This is a genomic window from Pseudomonas sp. JAI120 (assembly GCF_014207255.1).
Classification (GTDB): Bacteria; Pseudomonadota; Gammaproteobacteria; order Pseudomonadales; family Pseudomonadaceae; genus Aquipseudomonas.
Genome location: NZ_JACHCZ010000003.1, coordinates 563,576 through 583,313 on the forward strand (window position 1 = coordinate 563,576; position 19,738 = coordinate 583,313).

The 19,738-nt window shown below is 61.7% G+C and carries 17 protein-coding genes; 10 read left to right on the forward strand and 7 right to left on the reverse strand.

Going from position 1 to position 19,738, the window contains the following annotated elements; all coding sequences use genetic code 11:
* Positions 1-57 precede the first annotated feature (57 nt).
* The 3 genes from HDC32_RS20110 (at position 58) to HDC32_RS20120 (ending at position 3,303) form a co-directional block, all read left to right on the forward strand.
* Positions 58-1,050, forward strand: coding sequence for an AraC family transcriptional regulator (locus tag HDC32_RS20110; protein WP_184745233.1), 993 nt, complete (start codon positions 58-60; stop codon positions 1,048-1,050).
* Positions 1,051-1,180: 130 nt separating this feature from the next.
* Positions 1,181-2,215 (forward strand): histone deacetylase family protein, encoded by a 1,035-nt coding sequence (locus HDC32_RS20115; protein WP_184745235.1) that lies wholly within the window; start codon positions 1,181-1,183, stop codon positions 2,213-2,215.
* Positions 2,212-3,303 carry a polyamine ABC transporter substrate-binding protein gene (locus HDC32_RS20120; RefSeq protein WP_184745237.1) on the forward strand — a complete coding sequence of 364 codons (1,092 nt, stop codon included), beginning with the start codon at positions 2,212-2,214 and terminating at the stop codon, positions 3,301-3,303. The genes HDC32_RS20115 and HDC32_RS20120 overlap by 4 nt, the downstream gene beginning before the upstream one ends.
* Before the next feature lie 97 nt (positions 3,304-3,400).
* Here the strand turns inward: HDC32_RS20120 and HDC32_RS20125 are convergent, their stop codons facing one another.
* Complete coding sequence (locus HDC32_RS20125) at positions 3,401-4,942, reverse strand: PLP-dependent aminotransferase family protein (protein WP_145337386.1); 1,542 nt, start codon at positions 4,940-4,942, stop codon at positions 3,401-3,403.
* Positions 4,943-5,032: 90 nt separating this feature from the next.
* Here HDC32_RS20125 and HDC32_RS20130 point away from each other — a divergent pair, with 90 nt between their 5' ends.
* Genes HDC32_RS20130 through HDC32_RS20140 form a run of 3 tightly spaced genes read left to right on the forward strand, consistent with a single transcriptional unit; the run spans position 5,033 to position 6,805 of the window.
* The gene (locus HDC32_RS20130) at positions 5,033-5,671 is read left to right on the forward strand and encodes an FMN-binding negative transcriptional regulator (RefSeq protein ID WP_184745238.1); all 639 of its coding nucleotides are present in this window, start codon (positions 5,033-5,035) and stop codon (positions 5,669-5,671) included.
* Positions 5,668-6,114, forward strand: a complete 447-nt coding sequence (locus HDC32_RS20135; protein WP_131697698.1) for a GNAT family N-acetyltransferase — start codon at positions 5,668-5,670, stop codon at positions 6,112-6,114. Before HDC32_RS20130 ends, HDC32_RS20135 begins: the two co-directional genes overlap by 4 nt.
* 10 nt (positions 6,115-6,124) lie before the next feature.
* Positions 6,125-6,805, forward strand: a complete 681-nt coding sequence (locus tag HDC32_RS20140) for a GNAT family N-acetyltransferase (RefSeq protein WP_027608228.1) — start codon at positions 6,125-6,127, stop codon at positions 6,803-6,805.
* 3 nt (positions 6,806-6,808) lie between these two features.
* On the opposite strand, the gene HDC32_RS20145 is transcribed toward HDC32_RS20140, so the two are convergent.
* Positions 6,809-7,708 (reverse strand): homocysteine S-methyltransferase family protein, encoded by a 900-nt coding sequence (locus HDC32_RS20145; RefSeq protein WP_131697700.1) that lies wholly within the window; start codon positions 7,706-7,708, stop codon positions 6,809-6,811.
* Positions 7,709-7,820: 112 nt separating this feature from the next.
* On the opposite strand from HDC32_RS20145, the gene HDC32_RS20150 reads away from it, so the two are divergent.
* The 3 genes from HDC32_RS20150 (at position 7,821) to HDC32_RS20160 (ending at position 10,920) form a co-directional block, all read left to right on the forward strand.
* Complete coding sequence (locus HDC32_RS20150; RefSeq protein ID WP_131697701.1) at positions 7,821-8,642, forward strand: ABC transporter substrate-binding protein; 822 nt, start codon at positions 7,821-7,823, stop codon at positions 8,640-8,642.
* A complete protein-coding gene (locus HDC32_RS20155) occupies positions 8,639-9,442 on the forward strand; it encodes an amino acid ABC transporter permease (protein ID WP_371920965.1) in 804 nt (267 codons plus the stop codon). The genes HDC32_RS20150 and HDC32_RS20155 overlap by 4 nt, the downstream gene beginning before the upstream one ends.
* Before the next feature lie 167 nt (positions 9,443-9,609).
* Complete coding sequence (locus HDC32_RS20160) at positions 9,610-10,920, forward strand: autotransporter domain-containing protein (protein ID WP_184745240.1); 1,311 nt, start codon at positions 9,610-9,612, stop codon at positions 10,918-10,920.
* Between the two features lie 83 nt (positions 10,921-11,003).
* Here the strand turns inward: HDC32_RS20160 and oadA are convergent, their stop codons facing one another.
* Entirely contained in the window at positions 11,004-12,812 is a 1,809-nt protein-coding gene (gene oadA / locus HDC32_RS20165; RefSeq protein ID WP_131697703.1) for a sodium-extruding oxaloacetate decarboxylase subunit alpha, read from the reverse strand.
* An 11-nt stretch (positions 12,813-12,823) separates the two neighbouring features.
* A complete protein-coding gene (locus tag HDC32_RS20170; protein WP_003213442.1) occupies positions 12,824-14,239 on the reverse strand; it encodes an acetyl-CoA carboxylase biotin carboxylase subunit in 1,416 nt (471 codons plus the stop codon).
* 195 nt (positions 14,240-14,434) lie between these two features.
* Here HDC32_RS20170 and HDC32_RS20175 point away from each other — a divergent pair, with 195 nt between their 5' ends.
* Positions 14,435-15,409, forward strand: a complete 975-nt coding sequence (locus HDC32_RS20175; protein WP_131697704.1) for a LysR family transcriptional regulator — start codon at positions 14,435-14,437, stop codon at positions 15,407-15,409.
* On the opposite strand, the gene HDC32_RS32110 is transcribed toward HDC32_RS20175, so the two are convergent.
* The 3 genes from HDC32_RS32110 to HDC32_RS20185 form a co-directional block, all read right to left on the reverse strand.
* On the reverse strand, positions 15,339-15,536 hold the full coding sequence (locus HDC32_RS32110) for a PA3496 family putative envelope integrity protein (protein WP_074848013.1): 198 nt from the start codon (positions 15,534-15,536) through the stop codon (positions 15,339-15,341). The genes HDC32_RS20175 and HDC32_RS32110 overlap by 71 nt on opposite strands.
* Positions 15,537-15,760: 224 nt before the next feature.
* Positions 15,761-16,627 carry a transcriptional regulator HexR gene (hexR, locus tag HDC32_RS20180; protein ID WP_010168370.1) on the reverse strand — a complete coding sequence of 289 codons (867 nt, stop codon included), beginning with the start codon at positions 16,625-16,627 and terminating at the stop codon, positions 15,761-15,763.
* Between the two features lie 161 nt (positions 16,628-16,788).
* Positions 16,789-19,662 carry an EAL domain-containing protein gene (locus HDC32_RS20185; protein WP_184745242.1) on the reverse strand — a complete coding sequence of 958 codons (2,874 nt, stop codon included), beginning with the start codon at positions 19,660-19,662 and terminating at the stop codon, positions 16,789-16,791.
* Between the last annotated feature and the right edge of the window lie 76 nt (positions 19,663-19,738).

Consider the following 19,738-nt stretch of genomic DNA (forward strand, 5'->3'; position numbering starts at 1 on the left):
GGGTGCCTGCGGCATGGGAATTGCTCCCTCCAAGCAATATTTGCAGGGATCCGCCCTATGCTGCACTCACACCTGACCACCTTGAACGCTGTTTCGCTGGTGCTCGAGACGTTCAACACCGAAGGCATAAGCCACGAGGTGCTACTGGCCGGCAGCGGCATCGCGGTTGTAGACCTGCACCAACCCGATACACGGATCACCACGCGCCAGGAGATGCAGGTCTGCGCCAATGCAGTAGCCCTGCGCCAGGACCTCGGCCTGGAACTGGGGCAACGCATGCACGTGTCGGCCTACGGCATACTGGGCTATGCGCTGCTGACCAGTGCCACCTTCGGTGACGCTTTGCGCTTGGCACTGCGCTATCCGGCACTGCTGGGAACACTTTTCGAGTTGAACCTTGAGGAAGATGGCCAGCGGGTCTGGTTCAACGCCTGCGATTATCGGGAGGATCCGGCGCTGGCCGCATTCAATATCGAGTTGTGCCTGGCGTCGCTCAAGGTGATCTGCGACGACTTGCTCGGCCACCCGTTGCCGTTGCTGGGGGCTCGTTTCGATTACCCGGCGCCCGCCTACAGCGCTCGCTATGGCGAACGCTTCGCCTGCCCCTTGCAGTTCCAGGCGGGTAGCAACGCTTTTGCCTTCGACCGTCAGTGGCTCGATCAACCGTTACCCCTGGCCGATGCCATCACCCATCGCGCCATGGCTGAGCGCTGCCGCAAGCAAAACACCGAGTTCACCGGGCGCCAGGCATGGTTGGGCCGCGTACGTCACCTGCTTGCCACGCAACTGCATGCCGCACCAGGGCTGGACAGGCTCGCCGAACAGTTGAAGTGCTCGCCACGCACCTTGCGCCGCCACCTGCATGATCTGGGCAGCAGTTATCAGGAACTGCTCGATGAGCTGCGCTTCGAGCAGGCCAAGCAGTGGCTGGCCGACGATGCGATGCCGATCCACCGCATTGCCGAGCAACTGGGCTTCAGTGAAACCGCGAGCTTCCGGCATGCCTTCGTGCGCTGGAGCGGCGTCGCGCCGAGTCAGTTCCGGCCATAAGCCCCGGCGGGCGAATAACGGACAGTGCCGTTGGCCATATTTATCCCGTTTTGGCCGCTCCTGCCGTTCTCTTGTCGCACCGACGAGGCAACACTGCAAGGCACCTTCCTGAGTCTTCGAGAACAACAACATGCTGACGATCTACTCGGACGATCACCATCTGCACCATGGCCGTTGCGAATTGATGGACGGGCAATTGATGCCCTGTTTCGAAATGCCCTCCCGCGCCGACCACGTGTTGCAACGGGTGAAAGACCGCCAACTGGGGCCCGTGCGCGCACCTCATGATTTCGGCCTGACCCCCTTGGCACGCGTTCACTCCCCGGCCTATCTGGACTTCTTCAAAGGCGCCTGGGAACGCTGGACCGTCTTCGGCCAGGAAGGCGACCTGCTGCCCTACACCTGGCCCGCCCGGACCTTGCGCCGGGTATTGCCCACCAGCCTGCATGGCCAACTGGGTTACTACAGCTTCGACGGCGGCGCGCCCATCACCGCCGGTACCTGGCAGGCGGCCTACAGCGCAGCGCAGGTGGCGCTGACCGCGCAGCAGGCGATCCAGGCCGGTGCGCCGGCGGCGTTTGCCCTGTGCCGCCCACCGGGACACCACGCCGCCAGCGACCTGATGGGCGGTTACTGCTACCTCAACAATGCAGCCATCGCCGCCCAGGCCTTTCTCGATCAGGGCTATAAAAAAGTCGCGATCCTCGATGTGGATTACCACCACGGTAATGGCACCCAATCGATTTTCTATGAGCGTAGCGATGTGCTGTTCACCTCGATCCACGGGCATCCGGAAGCCGAGTTTCCGTTTTTTCTCGGCTATGCCGATGAGCTCGGCGACGGGGCCGGAGAGGGTTTCAACTTCAACTATCCGTTGCCGGCCGGTTCGGGCTGGGACACCTGGAGCGCCGCACTGGAACAGGCTTGCCAGGCCATTGAGGGCTACGGCGCCGACGTGATTGTGGTGTCCCTGGGCGTCGATACTTTCAAGGACGACCCCATCTCGCAGTTCAAACTCGACAGCCCGGATTATCTGGCGATGGGCGCGCGCATCGCCCGCCTGAGCCGGCCGACGCTGTTCGTGATGGAAGGCGGCTACGCGGTAGAAGAAATCGGCATCAATGCCGTCAACGTTCTCGAAGGTTTTGAAGGGGCAGTCGAATGAATCTGTTCAAGTCGCTTGTGCTCTGCACCGCCGTATTAAGCACCGCCGCGCACGCTGAAGAAAAAAACCTGCGGGTCTACAACTGGTTCGACTACATCACTCCCAAGGCTCTGGAAGACTTCAAGGCCCAAAACCCGTCGATCAAACTGGTCTACGACATCTTCGACACCAATGAAGCCCTGGAAGCCAAGCTGCTCACCGGCAATTCCGGCTATGACGTGGTGGTGCCGTCCAATGTGTTCCTGGCCAAGCAGATCGAGGCCGGCGTGTTCCAGCCGCTGGATCGCAGCCAGCTGCCGAACTGGAACCACCTCGATCCCAAGTTGATGAAGCTGATCGAAGCCAACGACCCCGGCAATAAATTTGCCGTGCCCTACATGTACGGCACCATCCTGATCGGCTTCAACCCCGACAAGGTCAAGGCCGCATTGGGCGCCGATGCACCGGTGGACAGCTGGGACCTGATCTTCAAGGAAGAGAACATCAGCAAGCTCAAGCAATGCGGCGTGGCGCTGCTGGATTCACCCTCGGAGATCCTGCCGCTGGCCTTGCAGCACCTGGGCCTGGACCCCAACAGCAGCAACCCCAAGGACTATGAAAAAGCCGAAGCGTTGCTGATGAAAATCCGCCCGTACATCACCTACTTCCACTCCTCCAAATACATGGCCGATATCGCCAACGGCGACATCTGCGTCGCCGTCGGCTACTCCGGCAGCTTCTCCCAGGCCGCCAACCGCGCCAAGGATGCCAAGAACGGCGTGATCGTCGATATGCGCCTGCCCAAGGAAGGCGCACCGATCTGGTTCGACATGCTGGCCATTCCCAAGGGCGCGAAGAACCCGCAGGACGCCTACACCTTCATCAACTACCTGCTGCAACCGCAAGTCATTGCGCCCATCAGTGATTTCGTCGGCTACCCCAACCCGAACAAAGACGCGACCGAGCAGGTGGACCCCGCGATCCGCAACAACCCCAACCTGTACCCAACCGAAGCGGCGATGGCCACGCTCTATACCTTGAAACCCTTGGGGCGCGACGCCGAACGCGCCAGGACGCGCGTCTGGACCAAGATCAAGTCCGGGACCTGATCGGCATGTTCAGCGCAGTGTGGACGAGTGCGCACCCGCCGCCGCGCACTCGCTGACTCTGCCGCTCGCCCGCTGCTTGTTTTCCCAACACTGATGGTCAACCGAAGTGCCAGGCCCTGCGCAACGTTGCCAGGGCCTCGGCGACGGCCGCTTCGGGTACGGCAGCAAAGCCCAGCACCAGGCCGGCGCGCTGGTCTTCCGGGGGGGTGGATTGCGCCAGCCAGTAACTGCTTAACCCATTGATTTCGACGTCCACGGCACGGGCCTGCTCAAGCAGCTGTTGCTCGCGGGCCAGGCTGTCCACGCGCACGGTCATGTGGAGCCCTGCGGCAATGACGGGCAACTCGCCGACACCCGGCAAACCGCGCGGCCACCCGGCGAGCAAGGCATTGCGCCGGCTCAATGCCGCACGCCGCATCCGACGGATATGCCGCTGGAAGTGTCCGGCCGCCATGAATTCGGCCATCACGGCTTGGGTGCTGACTTCCGAGTGGCGCATATCCACCGCACGGCGCCGCGAGAAGGCATCGACCAGGCCAGGCGGCAACACCAGATAGCCCAGGCGCAAGGCCGGGAACGCGACTTTGCCGAAGGTGCCGACGTAGAGCACACGCCCACTGCGGTCCAGCGCGGCCAGGGGCGCCAGCGGTGCGCCGCTGTAGCGGTATTCGCCGTCATAGTCGTCCTCCACGATCCAACCGCCGGTGCGCTCGGCCCAGGCCAGCAACTCCAGACGCCGCGCCAGGCTCATCACCACGCCCAGGGGGTATTGGTGGGAGGGCGTGACATAGGCCAGGCGGCAATTGACTAAGGTATTCAGGACCTGACAATCGATGCCGTCGCTGTCCACCGGCACGCCCTGCAGATTGGCACCGGCCAAGGCGAATGCGTGGCCTGCGGCGCGATAGCCCGGGTTTTCCACTGCCACCCCGTCACCTGGCTCTACCAGCAACTGTGCACAAAGGCTGATTGCCTGCTGTGCGCCGCTGGTGATCACTATTTGCTCAGCCGTGCACTGCATGCCCCGCGAACTGCGCAGGTACGCCGCGATCAACCCGCGCAGCCGCGCATCGCCTGCCGGGTCGCCGTAGCACAATTGCTCCATGTCGGGTTTGCGCCAGAACGCCCCATTTAGCTTGGCCCAGACCTCAAACGGGAACAGATCGAAAGCCGGCACGCCCACGCGAAAGGCCTTGGGCGGACCGGCTGGCGGTTGTGGCAAATGGTTATTTCGCACGCGCCCCAAGGCCGACCTGTGGATAACTTCGCCAGCGAGATCTTCCGGTAAGTCGGCCCATTTTGTGGATAAGGCTGGGGATAAGCCTGTTGATAACCCTGTGGACACTTTTGTGGATAGTTTTTTCGGGCTGGGCAGTTGGGCGACATAGGTACCGTCACCCACGCGGCCTTCGATAAAACCTTCGGCGTACAGCTGATCGTAGGCACGCACCACGCTGTTACGGGAAATCGCCAGGGCCGCCGCCAAGTCACGGCTGGCGGGCAAGCGCGTACCGCTGACCAGCCGGCCATCCAGCACGCGCTGGCGTAAGGCTTCATAGAGTTGGCGTGTCAGGCCTTGCCGCCGATCCAACTCAATACCGGCAGGGTTGAACGACAGCGGCGGCTCTACGGAAGGCATCGAATTGGACCTATTAAATTGACGTTAGATGGCTCTTACAACGAACCATTAGCCTGCCTAGGATGCAGGCATTCGCCAAGGAAAATATTCATGTACACACCTCGTGCCTTTGCCCTCGAAGACTTGCCCGAGATACAGCAACTGATCCAGCACACACGCCTGGCGCAGTTGGTGACCTTGGGTGAACAAGGCCTGCAGGCCAGCCATTTGCCGCTGCTGCTCAATCCCGATGAAGGCCCCAATGGCACACTGTACGGGCACCTGGCCAAGGCCAATCCGCAGTGGCGCGACCTGCAAAACGGCAGCGAAGCCCTGGTGATCTTTGCCGGCGCCGAGGCCTACGTCAGTCCGGCGTTTTACCCGGCCAAGGCTGAGCACGGCAAAGTGGTGCCCACCTGGAATTACATCGCGGTGCATGCCTATGGCAAGGCCGAGGTGTTTACCGATGCCGAACGGGTGCTCGGCGTGGTCAGCGCCCTCACCGACCGCCACGAGGGCAACCGCGCACAACCGTGGAAAGTCAGCGACGCCCCGGCCGACTACATTGACGGCATGCTCAAGGCCATCGTCGGCTTCAGCCTGCCGATCGAGCGCCTGATCGGCAAACGCAAGCTCAGCCAGAACCGCAGCGCGGCGGACATCGCCGGTGTGCGCGACGGGCTGGCCGCCAGCGCCGATATACGCGACCAGACCCTCGCGCGCTTTATACCCCAAGGAGTTTCAGAATGAGCCAGATCGACATCCGCCAGGTCACCGCGGCCGACCACGCCGCCTGGCTGCCGCTGTGGCAGGCGTACTTGACGTTCTACAACACCGAACTGCCGGACGCCGTCAGCCAGAGCACCTGGCAGCGCCTGATCGATCCCAATGAGCCGACCCACTCCGCGTTGGCCTGGCAGGATGGCAAGGCGGTGGGCATGGTCAATTTCATCTACCACCGTTCCAACTGGAGCATCGAAAACTCCTGCTACCTGCAGGACCTGCTGGTGGACCCGGCTCAGCGCGGCACTGGTGTCGGCCGTAAACTGATCGAGTTCGTCTACGCCACTGCCAAGGCCGACGGCTGCTGCAAGGTCCACTGGCTGACCCACGAGACCAACGCCACCGCGATCCAACTCTACGAGCGCATCGCCGAACGCCCTGGCTTCATTCAATTTCGCAAAGGTCTTTAAGGAGCGCAGCATGTCTACTTCCCTCGCCGACTGGAAAGGCGCCCCGGCGCCCACCGCGCAACTGCTCGAAGGGCGCTTTATCCGCCTGGAAAAACTCGACCCGGCGCGCCACGCCGATCAATTGTGGCAAGCCCTCGAAGGCCCCGGTGCCGACCCCAAGCTGTGGGACTACCTGCCTTACGGCCCGTTTGCCGAGCGCGCCGCGTTCGATGCGTGGTTGAACAACCATGCGGCGAATAGCGATCCGTATTTCTTCAGCGTGGTCGACCGTGCGTCCGGCCAGGTGCAGGGCATCCTCAGCCTGATGTCCATCGTACCGGCCCAGGGCCGTATCGAAATCGGCCATGTCACCTTCGGCGCGCCGATGCAGCGCTCACCCAAAAGCACCGAGGCGGTGTACCTCTTGGCCAAATACGCCTTCGAGCAGGGCTACCGACGCCTGGAGTGGAAGTGCAACAACGGCAACGCCCGCTCCAAATATGCGGCTGAGCGGTTGGGGTTCAGTTTTGAAGGGGTGTTTCGCCAGCATATGGTGGTGAAGGGGCAGAACCGGGATACGGCCTGGTATTCGATTCTGGATTCGGAGTGGCCGACGGTGGGCGCGGGGTTTGAGGCGTGGTTGTCCGAGGCGAACCAGGCAGGTTCCGGGCAGTTGAAGGGCCTGGCGGAGTGTCGCCGCCAGGCGCTTTAAGGCTTAGACCAGCTTCTGGGCCAGCACCGCAATGTGCTCCGGCCCGATCCCGCAGCAACCGCCCAAGTGGCTGGCACCACGCTTTTGCCAGTCCGCGGCCCACTGCAGGTAGCCCGGTGGGTCGAGATCCTCGCGCAAGGGGTCCAGGCCGTCGTTGGCCGTGGCTTCCTTGGGCTGTGGCGGGAAGGCGTTGGCGTAGGCGCCGATCTGAATCGCCACGCCCAGCCGCTCGAAGGTTTGGCGCGCGGCATCGATCGCCGCGCCGATCACTTCCGGCTGGCTGCAATTGAACAGCAACACTTGCACGCCCAGCTGCGCCGCCGCTTCGGCCGCATCCGCCACCGGTTCGCCGGAACGCAGGCGCGGTACATCGTCGGTGTCTTCATCTTTCAAGGTAAACGACAGCCAGAACGGCTTGCCATCCTTCGGCAGACCCGCATGAATCGCCCGCGCTTCGACGATTGAGCTCTGGGTCTCCGCCAGCCACAGATCGACATGGGGTGCCAGGCCCTGCACCAGCGGTGTCAGCAATTCAGACACGCGCTGCGGCTCGAACAGGTCGGGACGATACGAACCAAACAACGGCGGCAACGAGCCGGCCACACGCACGGCTTTGCCCGAAGCCTGCACCGCCCTTCTGGCCAATTCACCCGCCAGTGCCGCCAGGGCCTGGCCTTCGGCAGCAAACCGCGCCTCACCGATATGAAACGGCACCACCGCGTAGCTGTTGCTGGTAATCACGTTGGCGCCGCTGTCGATATAGGCCGCATGCACCGCCTCCACCGCCTGCGGTGCTTCGCTCAAGGCCAGCGCCGACCACTCCGGCTGCCTGAAGGGCGCACCGCGTCGTTGCAGTTCACGGCCCATGCCGCCGTCCAGAATTACTGTGCTTACTGCGCCCATATGCTTTTTACTCATAAGCTTATGAAAATAACTCACTATGAGAGTCGTTCTTATAACTATTTAATACGTTCAATTCGGTTCATAACAACTCTTTTTTATTCAGGTGCCCACTTTGAAACTTAAACCGCTATTGGCCTTGGGCCTGACGATGCTTGCTGCCTCCACCCAAGCCTTTGGCGGCGCGACCCTGGACCGGATTGAGAAGAAGAAAGAACTGGTGGGTGTGCTGATGGAAAGCTACCCGCCGTTCTCGTTCCTCAACGACCAAAACCAACTCGACGGCTTCGATGTCGATGTGGCCAAGGCCGTCGCGCAAAAGCTCGGTGTGAAACTGCGTCTGGAAACGCCGTCGTGGGACGTGATCGCCGCTGGCCGCTGGAGCGGTCGCTACGACATCTGCATCTGCTCCATGACCCCGAGCAAGGCCCGCGCCGAGGTGTTTGATTTCCCGGTGGAGTACTACGCCTCCCCCGCCGTAATCGTGGTCAATGCCAAAGATGACAGCATCCATGGCGCCAAGGACCTGAGCGGTAAAAAGGTCGGGCTCACCAGCGCCTCCAGCTACGAAAGCTATCTGAACAAGAACCTGGTGATCGAAGGCGCCGAAGACACTCAACTGCAGTACCCGTTCGAGGACGTGCAGATCGCCCCGTACGACACCGATAACGTCGCCTTCCAGGACCTCGGCCTGGGCGCCGGTGTGCGCCTGGATGCAATCCTCACCAACCTGGTCACCGCCCAGCCGCGCCTGAACGAAGACAAACGCTTCAAGCTCGCCGGCGCGCCGCTGTACGCCGAACCCAATTCGGTCGCCATCGAAAAAGGCGACGCTCAGTGGGACGCCAAGGTGCGTGAGGTGTTTGCCCAGTTGAAACAGGACGGCACCCTGAGCAAACTGTCGCAAAAATGGATCGGTGCCGATATCAGCCAATGAGTGTTCCTCCAAAACCTGCGCGCGCCCTGCTGGGCTTTCGCACGCGGCTTTACCTGACCTGGGCGGCCCTGTTCGCCCTGTTTGCCAGTTTCTTCCTGAGCTTTGACCTGAAGTTCTCGATCATCCTCGACAAGCTGCCCAACCTGGTTGGCCTGCACCTGGCCCCCAATGGCTTCCTGCAAGGCGCAGCGCTGACGCTGTTCCTGTGCCTGTGTTCGATTGCCGCTTCGTCGGTGCTGGGCTTTGTCACTGCGCTCGGGCGCTTGTCCAAGAGTGCCGTGGCCTTTGGCATAGCCAGCTTTTACGCGTCGTTTTTCCGTGGCACGCCGTTGCTGATCCAGATCCTGCTGATCTACCTCGGCCTGCCGCAGCTGGGCCTGGTGCCGGGTGCCATCGTCGCGGGGATCATCGCGCTGTCGCTGAACTACGGCGCTTACCTGAGCGAAATCTTCCGCGCCGGTATCCTGGGCGTCCCTCATGGGCAACGGGAAGCCGCGCTGGCCCTGGGCATGCGCGACAGCGCGATCTTCTGGCACGTCACCCTGCCCCAGGCCATGCGCACCATCATCCCGCCGGCGACCAACCAGTTCATCTCCATGCTCAAGGACTCGTCACTGATCTCGGTGATGGGCGTGTGGGAAGTGATGTTCCTGGCGCAATCCTACGGGCGCTCCAGTTATCGCTACATCGAGATGCTCAGCACCGCGGCAATCATCTATTGGATCATGTCCCTCGGGCTGGAACTGATCCAGGCGCGGATGGAACGCCATTTTGGCAAGGGGTATGTAAAACGAGGATGAGGTCAGTCAAGTAACAATCGACCGCAACCTTACGGTGCCGATCCTGCTGCAGTCTTTTTCGCATCAGGCTAGAGACATCTCCCGCAAACGAGCACTGCCTGGCCTGACAGTTATCCTCCGAGTGCCCCGCTAAATTCCCCGCCTCATACATCAAGAGGTGGGTTTACATGCCGCTTATTCAGAAACAACTCGTACTCGCCATCACCCTCGCGCTGGGGGCCACCTGTGCTCAATACGCACAGGCACGGGGCGACATGGAGCCAGACAGCGAATGGTTCGATCCGCTCGCGGAGCACAGTGAGAAAAGCCCTCATGAACCGGCCCTACCCGCGCCCGAAGACTTCTACTTCGCTGACCATGCCACCAGCCGCAATGGCCTGAGCGTCGCCCGTGTGCTCGACGCCGCGGTGGATGACCTGCTGGCGTCGGACGAACTGAACGAGTGGGAAAAATACCGACTTGAGCAATACGGCGAGTACCTGGGCAGCCTGGAGCCAGGGCGATTGGGCGCGGTACTGGAACAATTGGCGGGTAGCCAGAACGCCAACCTGGGCAGCGCCACCCAAAACAGCATGAAACAATTGAACGCCAGCCTGCTGTCGGCAGTACGTCAGCTGGATAACGACACCGACGAGGGCAGCCGTGTATGGCTCCAAGCCTTGGGCGGCGCCGGCACTCTGGATGCTCAACACGGAAGCGTTGGTTTGAAGCAACGCAGCCAAGGCTTGCTGCTGGGCGCCGACTGGTCGGCCGACAACGCCTGGCGACTCGGCGTGGTGGGCGGTAAGTCGGGCAGTGACCTGAGCGCCAAACGTTTCAAAGGCGAACTGGACAGCTGGCATCTGGGCGCTTATGCGGTGCGCCAGGACGGGCCGCTGGCACTGCGCCTGGGCGCGCTCTACAGCAGGCATAGCGGGCAGAACCAACGCAATGTCGATTTCGACTTCATCAATTACCGCGAACACCTCACGGGCAAGTACAAAGCGCGGAGCCAAAACGCCTTCGCCGAACTGGGCTATCAATTTCATACAGGTGGCTTACGCGCCAAGCCCTTTGCCGCACTGGGTTTCCAGCGTTATCAGCGCGACCGCTTCGTGGAGAAGGGTGGCGATAGCGCGCTGGACGTTGGTGCACAGACCCAGCAAAACTTCAGCAGTACCTTTGGCCTGCGTTTGACCCGCGACTTTGCCTTGGGCAACCAAATCACGCTCAAACCGCACCTGAGCACCAGCTGGAAACATCTGTATGGCGACGTCGGCAGCCATGTGCGCCAGTCCTTCGCCGGGGAAAAACGCGAGGACTTCGACAGCTCGTTCACCATCGGCGGCACCTCACTGGACCGTAACAGCCTGGCGCTGCGTACCGGCCTGGACATGGCGCTGTCGGACACACACAGCGTGGGCCTGACCTATTCCGCCGAGTTCGGCAACCACAGCCGCAATCAAGGGGTGATGGGCCAGTGGGCGATAGCGTTCTGAGCCATGACGTAGCCTGATCATCAGGCAAAAAAAAGGGGAGCACCTGCCCCCCCGAGGATTAAACGGTCGTGTCGAAGGCTGGATCAGCCTTCGATTTCAATCAGGATTTCGCCAGGGTTCACCCGGTCGCCTTTGGCCACGTGAACGGCGGTCACCTTACCGGCAATCGCAGCCTGCACTTCGGTTTCCATCTTCATCGCTTCGGTGATCAGCACGGCCTGGCCGGCCTTGACCACATCGCCCTCCTTGACCAGCACATCGACGATATTGCCCGGCATCGCCGTGCTGACATGCCCCGGCTCGCTGGCCTGCTTGCGCTTGCTGCCGCCACCGCCGACGAATTCGTTGAGCGGTTCGAACACCACTTCTTCCGGCATGCCGTCGATGGACAGGTAGAAGTGGCGTTTGCCTTCGGCTTTCACGCCGACCCCGGTGATGTCCACGCGGTAGCTTTCGCCGTGCACGTCGATAACGAACTCGGTCGGCACGCCTTCACCACCGGCACGGGCCACGCCGCCGGCCTCAGGGATAGGCAGCAGCACCTCTGGCGTCAGGGTGCCGGCGTCGCGTTCCTCGAGGAACTTGCGCCCGATGTCCGGGAACATGGCGTAGGTCAGCACGTCTTCTTCGGACTTGGCCAATGCGCCGATTTCGCCGCGCAGCTTGGTCATCTCCGGCTTGAGCAGGTCAGCTGGGCGCACGTCGATCACGTCTTCGCTGCCGATGGCCTGGCGACGCAACTTCTCGTTCACCGTGCCCGGCGCCTTGCCGTAGCCGCCTTGCAGGTACAGCTTCACTTCGTTGGTGATGGTCTTGTAGCGCTCACCGGCCAGCACGTTGAAGAACGCCTGGGTGCCGACGATCTGCGAAGTCGGGGTCACCAGGGGCGGGAAGCCGAGGTCTTCACGCACCCGTGGAATTTCAGCCAGCACTTCGCTCATGCGGTTGAGAGCACCCTGCTCTTTCAACTGGTTGGCCAGGTTGGAAATCATCCCGCCCGGTACCTGGTTGACTTGCACACGGGTGTCGACGGCGGTGAATTCGCTTTCGAACTGGTGGTACTTCTTGCGCACGGCATAGAAGTACAGGCCGATCTCTTGCAGCAGTTCCAGGTCGAGGCCGGTGTCGAATTCGCTGCCTTTAAGGGCGGCGACCATCGACTCGGTGCCCGGGTGGCTGGTGCCCCAGGCGAAGCTGGAGATCGCGGTGTCGATATGGTCGGCACCGTTTTCGATGGCCTTGAGTTGGCACATCGCAGCCAAACCGGCGGTGTCGTGAGAGTGGATAAAGATCGGCAGGCTCTGCTCGGTTTTCAGCGCCTTGACCAGCTCACCGGTGGCATACGGAGTCAGCAGGCCGGCCATGTCCTTGATCGCGATCGAGTCGCAACCCATGGATTCCAGCTGCTTGGCCTGGGCCACAAAAGCCTCGACGGTGTGCACCGGGCTGGTGGTGTAGGCGATGGTGCCCTGGGCGTGTTTGCCAGCGGCTTTTACCGCCTCGATGGCCACGCGCAGGTTACGCACGTCGTTCATGGCATCGAAGATGCGGAATACGTCGATACCGTTGACGGCAGCCTTGGCCACGAAGGCCTTGACCACATCGTCGCTGTAATGGCGGTAGCCCAGCAGGTTCTGGCCACGCAGGAGCATTTGCAGGCGCGTGTTAGGCAACGCGGCGCGCAGTTTGCGCAGGCGCTCCCACGGGTCTTCCTTGAGGAAGCGTACGCAGGCGTCGAAGGTCGCGCCGCCCCAGACTTCCAGGGACCAGTAGCCGACTTTGTCGAGTTTGTCGCAGATCGGCAGCATGTCGTCGGTGCGCATGCGGGTCGCCAGCAACGATTGGTGGGCGTCGCGCAGGATAGTGTCGGTTACGAAGATTTTCTTGCTCATTATTATGTTCCTCACAGGCCTGCGTGGGCGGCGATGGCGGCGGCGATGGCCAGGGCCAGCTCTTCGGGTTTGCGCTTGATCGAGTAGTTGGTCAGCTCAGGGTGGCTTTCCACAAAACTGGTGTTGAACTGGCCGCTGCGGAATTCCGGGTTACGCAGGATTTCCTGGTAATAGGCGGCAGTGGTCTTCACGCCTTGCAGGCGCATGTCGTCCAGGGCACGCAGGCCGCGGTCCATGGCTTCTTCCCAGGTCAACGCCCAGACCACCAGTTTCAGGCACATGGAGTCGTAGAACGGCGGGATGGTGTAGCCGGTGTAGATCGCTGTGTCGGTACGCACGCCGGGGCCGCCGGGCGCGTAGTAACGGGTGATCTTGCCGAAGCTTGGGAGGAAGTTGTTCTTCGGGTCTTCGGCGTTGATGCGAAACTGCAACGCGAAGCCACGGTGCTGAATGTCTTCCTGCTTTACCGATAACGGCAGGCCTGAGGCGATGCGGATCTGCTCGCGGACAATGTCGATCCCGGTGATTTCTTCGGTGATGGTGTGTTCCACCTGCACCCGGGTGTTCATCTCCATGAAGTACACCTCGCCTTCGGCGAGCAGGAACTCCACGGTGCCGGCATTCTCGTAGCCCACGGCCTTGGCCGCGCGCACCGACAGGTCGCCGATGTAGGCGCGCTGTTCCGGGGTCAGTTGCGGGCTCGGAGCGATTTCGATGAGCTTCTGGTTGCGGCGCTGGATCGAGCAATCGCGCTCGAACAAGTGCACCACGTTGCCGAAGCTGTCACCAAGGATCTGCGCCTCGATGTGCTTGGGATTGACGATGCATTTTTCCAGGAACACTTCCGCCGAGCCGAAGGCCTTGGTGGCTTCGGAGATCACGCGGGGGAAGGCTTGTTCGAGTTCTTCGCGGCTGTTGCAACGACGGATACCGCGACCGCCGCCACCGGAGGTGGCCTTGAGCATCACCGGATAACCAATGCGGTCGCCTTCGGTGAGGGCCTCGGCGATGTCGGCAACGTTGCCTTCGGTACCGGGTGTAACCGGCACGCCGGCCTTGATCATGCTGCGGCGGGCTTCAGTCTTGTCGCCCATGCGGCGAATCACTTCAGCCGAAGGGCCGATGAATTTAATTCCACGTTCGGCGCAGATATCCGCCAGCTCGGCGTTTTCCGACAGGAAGCCGTAGCCGGGGTGCAGCGCATCACAACCGGTTTCCACCGCCAGGTTCACCAGCTTGCGCGGGTTCAGGTAGCCGGCCAGCGGCTCGGCGCCAATGCTGTGGGCTTCGTCGGCACGCTTGACGTGCAAGGCATGGCGGTCGGCGTCCGAGTAAACCGCGACCGAGCGAATGCCCATCTCGGCGCAGGCACGCACGATTCGTACGGCAATTTCACCACGGTTGGCGATCAGGATCTTTTTTATCACTTGGAAATTCCCTTGAGCCGATTGCTGCGTTCTTCGACCCGCTGGAGCCGGGTCGGCGCGTGACCAAATGTTTCAAGCCAGTCGCAGGCACACACTAAGCCCGTGGAGGGATTAACAAAAATCAATAATTATTGGGTCGTGCATAAGTAAAGACTTATAGTTGGCCGGCCGGCCTGGGGAGAGAGGAATCGAATAATGCGTAAGTCTTTGATGCGTATGACATTGCGTCAATTGCAGATCTTCAATGAAGTGTGTGATTTGCGCTCCTACAGCCGCGCCGCCGAGGAAATGTCTCTCACACAACCGGCCGTTAGCCTGCAAATTCGCCAGCTGGAAGAGCTGATCGGCCAGCCGCTGTTCGATTATGTCGGCAAAAAGCTCTACATGACCGAAGCTGCCGAAGCCTTGCAACGGGCCAGTCGGGATATCTTCGGGCGCCTGGAAAACCTCGATATGCAGCTGTCGGACATGCAGGGTTCTTTGCAAGGCCAGCTAAAGCTCGCGATTGAGTCCAGCGCCAAGTACTTCGTGCCGCACCTGTTCGCCGCGTTCAAGCGCCAGCATCCCGAAGTACAGCTGCACCTGACCGTGGTCAACCGCGCCCAGGTGATTCGGCGCCTCTCCGACAACCGCGACGACCTGGTGATCATGTCCATGGTGCCCCAGGACATGGGCCTGGAATTCCTGCCGTTTCTCAACAACCCGATCGTGGCCGTAGCCCCACCCGATCACCCCTTGAGCCTGCAAGGGCCGCTGCGCTTGCAGGACTTGGAACCCTACACGCTGTTGCTGCGCGAACCGGGTTCCGGCACACGGCTGGCTTGCGAGGAGTATTTCAAGGAGAAACGCGTGCACTTCACCCAGACGGTGGAAGTGGCCTCCGCCGAGGCGCAACGTGAATGCGTCTGCGCCGGCCTTGGCGTGGCCTTGCTGACGCGCCACGCGGTCAATATGGAACTGGCCACCGGCGGGCTCAAGGAGCTGCCGGTGGAAGAACTGCCGCTGTACCGCAGTTGGTGCCTGGTGCAGGCCAAAGCCAAGCGCCTGTCACCGGTGGCCCATGCGTTCCTGGGCTTTATCCGCAGCGAACGGGTGCAGATCAGCGCGTTGGCTGAACGTTTCGCTGGGCAGCCGCGGGCGCCTGCCAATGGAGTTCCGGGTAGTCACTGATGCTCTGCTGCAGCTGACGCTGGTCGCAGCGGTCTTCGATTGCGCGACGGAACGCCATGCGGCGCTGGTCTTCCTGCTGACGACGGGTTTTGACGGAGCTGTTGCTGTCTTCGTAGGGCCGGGCCATTTGGAGTCTCCCAATGCGAGTACGGGGAGTACAGGATGGGTTGTAGCGATGACGGTTTAACGGCGCGGGGGTTACAGGACGATGAATCTTCCGAATAGGTAAACAATCCAAATGTGGGAGGGGGCTTGCTCCCGATTACGGTACATCAGCCAATTTCTCTTTGACTGACCCACCGCTATCGGGAGCAGGCCCCCTCCCACATTGTGAGCGTGTATGGCCCTGGATCAGTCGTCGAGGGCTTTGACGGACTTGGGCGACAACCGCAGGCTGCGCAAGCTGCGCTTGACGCTCTTGAGGTGGTTGACCAGGCTCGGGCCCCGCGCCATGGCCACGCCCATCGCCAGCACGTCGATCACCACCAGGTGAGCGATACGCGAGGTCAGCGGGGTGTAGATCTCGGTGTCTTCGTGCACATCGATCGCCAGGTTGACCGTGGACAGCTCCGCCAACGGCGTCTGGCTCGGGCACAAGGTAATCAACGTCGCGCCGCTTTCACGCACCAGGTTGGCGGTGATCAGCAGGTCTTTGGAGCGGCCCGACTGGGAAATGCAGATCGCCACGTCGGTCGGCTTCAAGGTCACCGCCGACATCGCCTGCATGTGCGGGTCGCTGTAGGCCGCCGCGGTCAGCAGCAGGCGGAAAAATTTGTGCTGGGCGTCGGCCGCCACCGCACCGGACGCGCCGAAACCATAGAACTCCACACGCTGGGCCTGGGACATGGCGGTCACCGCCTTTTGCAACTCCACCGGGTCAAGCTTCTCGCGCACCTCCATGAGCGTGTGCAAGGTGGTGTCGAAGATTTTCAGGCTGTAGTCGGCGACGGAATCGTCTTCGTGAATCGCAAATTGGCCGAAGCTCGCGCCGGCGGCCAGGCTCTGGGCCAGCTTGAGCTTCAAGTCCTGGAATCCGGAGCAACCGATGGCGCGGCAGAAGCGCACGATGGTCGGCTCGCTGATGCCCACACTGTGGGCCAGATCGGCCATGGAACTGTGCATCACGGCCGCAGGGTCAAGCAGCACGTGATCGGCAACCTTGAGTTCCGATTTGCGTAACAGGTGGCGCGACTGGGCGATATGTTGCAACAGGTTCAAAGGGCAGGACTCTTGTTATTGGCGGGGCCAGGGATGTAGCAAGCTTGTAGTTATACTACAAGAATTGTCGTTTTGCCCGCCCGATGCATCACTAAATCGCCCTGATGCCCTTTGAATCAGCGGGTAGCTGCCTTGTAGCCATATGGGCGTGAGGACTGTCTTCAGGGAAAATCTGCATTGTTGCGTAACAAATCTGCCAGCCCCTCGGCCTCCATCGGCCGACTGATCAGGTAGCCCTGCACCTCATCGCATCGTTCTGTACGCAGGAAATCCAGCTGCTGCTGATCTTCCACGCCTTCGGCCACCACCTTGAGCGCCAAGCCGTGCGCCATCGCAATGATCGCTCGGGTAATAGCGGCGTCTTCCCGCCCCTGGCCGAGGCCGCGGATAAAGGTCTGGTCGATCTTCACGTAATCCACAGGGATACGCTTGAGGTAACTGAGGGATGAATAGCCGGTGCCAAAGTCGTCGATCGCCAGCTTCACGCCCAGGTCGCGCAGTTGCTGGAAGGTCGCAATGATGTGTTCAACACTGTCGAGCAACTGGCTTTCGGTCAGCTCCAGCTCAAGGTATTGCGGGTCCAGGCCGGTCTCTTCCAATACCTGGCGCACCAGGCTGACCAGCTTGCCCTGGCGCAACTGGTGCACCGAGAGGTTCACCGACACGCGGATCGGTGCCAGCCCCTGGCGCTGCCACTCACAGGCCTGCCAGCACGCCTGGCGCAGCACGAATTCGCCCAGCGGTACGATCAGGCCCGTTTCTTCGGCCAGGCCGATAAAGTCGCCTGGCGGCACCATGCCCCATTGCGGGTGCTCCCAGCGGATCAGCGCTTCGGCAGCGTTAAGCTTGCCCGTGGCCAGGCACAGTTTCGGCTGGTAGAACACCGTGAGCTGGCGCTCATCAATGGCCTTGCGCAGATGGTTTTCCAGCTGCAAACGCTCCAGGGTGCTGGCTTGCAGGCTGTCGGTGTAGAACTGGAAGTTATTGCCGCCCAGGTGCTTGGCGTGCTGCATGGCCATGTTCGATTGACTGACCAGCGCAGAAATTTCCCGCGCGTTATCCGGCAACAGACTGATCCCCATCGACGCACTCACCACCAACTCATGCCCTTCTACCGTCACCGGCACCCGCAGCTTGGCCAGCAGCCGCGTGGCCACTCGGGCCAGGCTCGACAGGTTGCCGTAGGCGTCGAACAGCACGGCGAATTCATCGCCGGACAAACGCGCGATGGTGTCGGCCTCGGGCAAGGCATTGATCAACCGACGGGCCATTTTTTGCAGCAACTGGTCGGCCACTTCATGACCCAGGCTGTCATTGAGCAACTTGAAGCGGTCGAGGTTGATATGCAGCAACGCCAGGCTGCGCCCGCCTTGGCGTACACGCTGATGCGCCTCGCGCAGCCGTTCGCGGAACAACGAGCGGTTGGCCAGGCCGGTCAACTCATCGTAGTGGGTGAGGTAGCGCATGCGCTCCTCGGATTCGCGCCGCGCTGACAAATCGGCGAAGAAGCCCACGATATGGCTGACGTTTCCGCGAACATCACGCACTACATTCAGTTGCAGCCACTGTGGATACAGCTCACCGTTCTTGCGTGTTTCCACCAACTCGCCCTGCCAGGTGCCGTGGCTGAGCAAGGCTTGGCGGATCACCGGGAAGTGGCGCCGGGCATCACGGCTGCTGGGCAGCTCGACGACATTGCGACCGAGCATATCGTCGATTTCAAAGCCGGTGACGCGGCTGAAAGCCTGGTTGACCGCGATCAGCGCGTAGTCCGGGTCAAGGATCACGATGCCTTCGCTGGCTGCCTCGAATACGGTCGAGGCCAACCGCTGCTGCTCTTCCAGGGCTTTGCCGGCGCTGATGTCGCGGCGGGTGCCGAGCATTCGAATCACTCGCCCGCTGGGTGCACGCTCCACGGCGCGACCGCGGTCTTCGATCCATACCCAGTGGCCATCGCCATGGCGCACGCGGTATTCCACCTGGTAATCCTCAGTGCGCCCCTTGAGGTGCTCCACCAGCGCCCGCTTGAGCAGCGGCAGGTCGTCAGGGTGCAGGCGCGGCTTGAGGTGGCCGAGCATGGCCGTGACGTGCTCGGGCTCCAGGCCGAACAGCTCCTTGAGCTGGGTGTGATGAACCTCGTCGGTTTGCAGGTTCCAGTCCCACAGGCCCAGTTCACTGGCTTGCAGGGCCATGGCCAGGCGCGCCTCGCTTTTATTCAGGGCTAGGCTGGCGGCGTCCAGTTCCTGGCTGCGTTGCGCCATGCGGTCCTGCAGGCCGACTTGCGCCTCACGCAGCTCCTGCTCAACCTGACGCCGCTGCTCGACTTCGCGCACCAGATCCTGATTCAGTTGCTCGCTGCGCTGCTGCGCCTGCTGTAGATGCTCGATCAATGCCTGGTTCTGGAACCGCCGCAACAGCCCACGCTGGATCAGGCGATTGACCTGCCACGCCACCACGCTCAGGGAGGCCAGCAGGATCAGGCCGAGCACACCCCAGCCCTGTTGCTGCGGGGCGCCACTCCAGAACAGATAGGCAATGGCCGGCACCAGGCAGGGCAAGGCAAAGGACAAGAACGCCGGAAAGCTAACTGCGTAGGCGACGCTGGCTGACAACGTCGCCGCACCGATCAGGCCGAACACCCAGGCCTGCTGGATAAAGCTGTCGACCGGCACCAGGGCGATGGCTGCGGTGGCCAAGGTCAGGCCACTGACCGCCGAGCCGAGCATGAACATGCGCCGCCAGATCGGTTGGGCCTGCCGGCTGGGCATGGCTGAATCAAAGGCTGCCACCTGGATCACGCGCATCGCCACCAGGGCCAGCAGCCAGACCAGCCAGATGCTGTCCAGCAGGTATTGCTTGGGGTTCCATAGCAGCCAGGCGCAGACCAGGCCGTTGACCAGCATTAATAAGGTGGGCAGCAACGAGCCCTGGTATAGCAGGCGTGTGCGCTCGACCGCCATCTCGGTGGCGTAATGTTTGCGGATAACCTGCGCGGGCGCCGTCGAGGTGCCGAGCAGGTCGGTGCTGAGAGTCATAGGCAGTGTTCTTATAATGGTGAGCCCGAAACGTCGACGGAGCATACACAAGCAAGCGCTTGGGCCAAACTGCTCC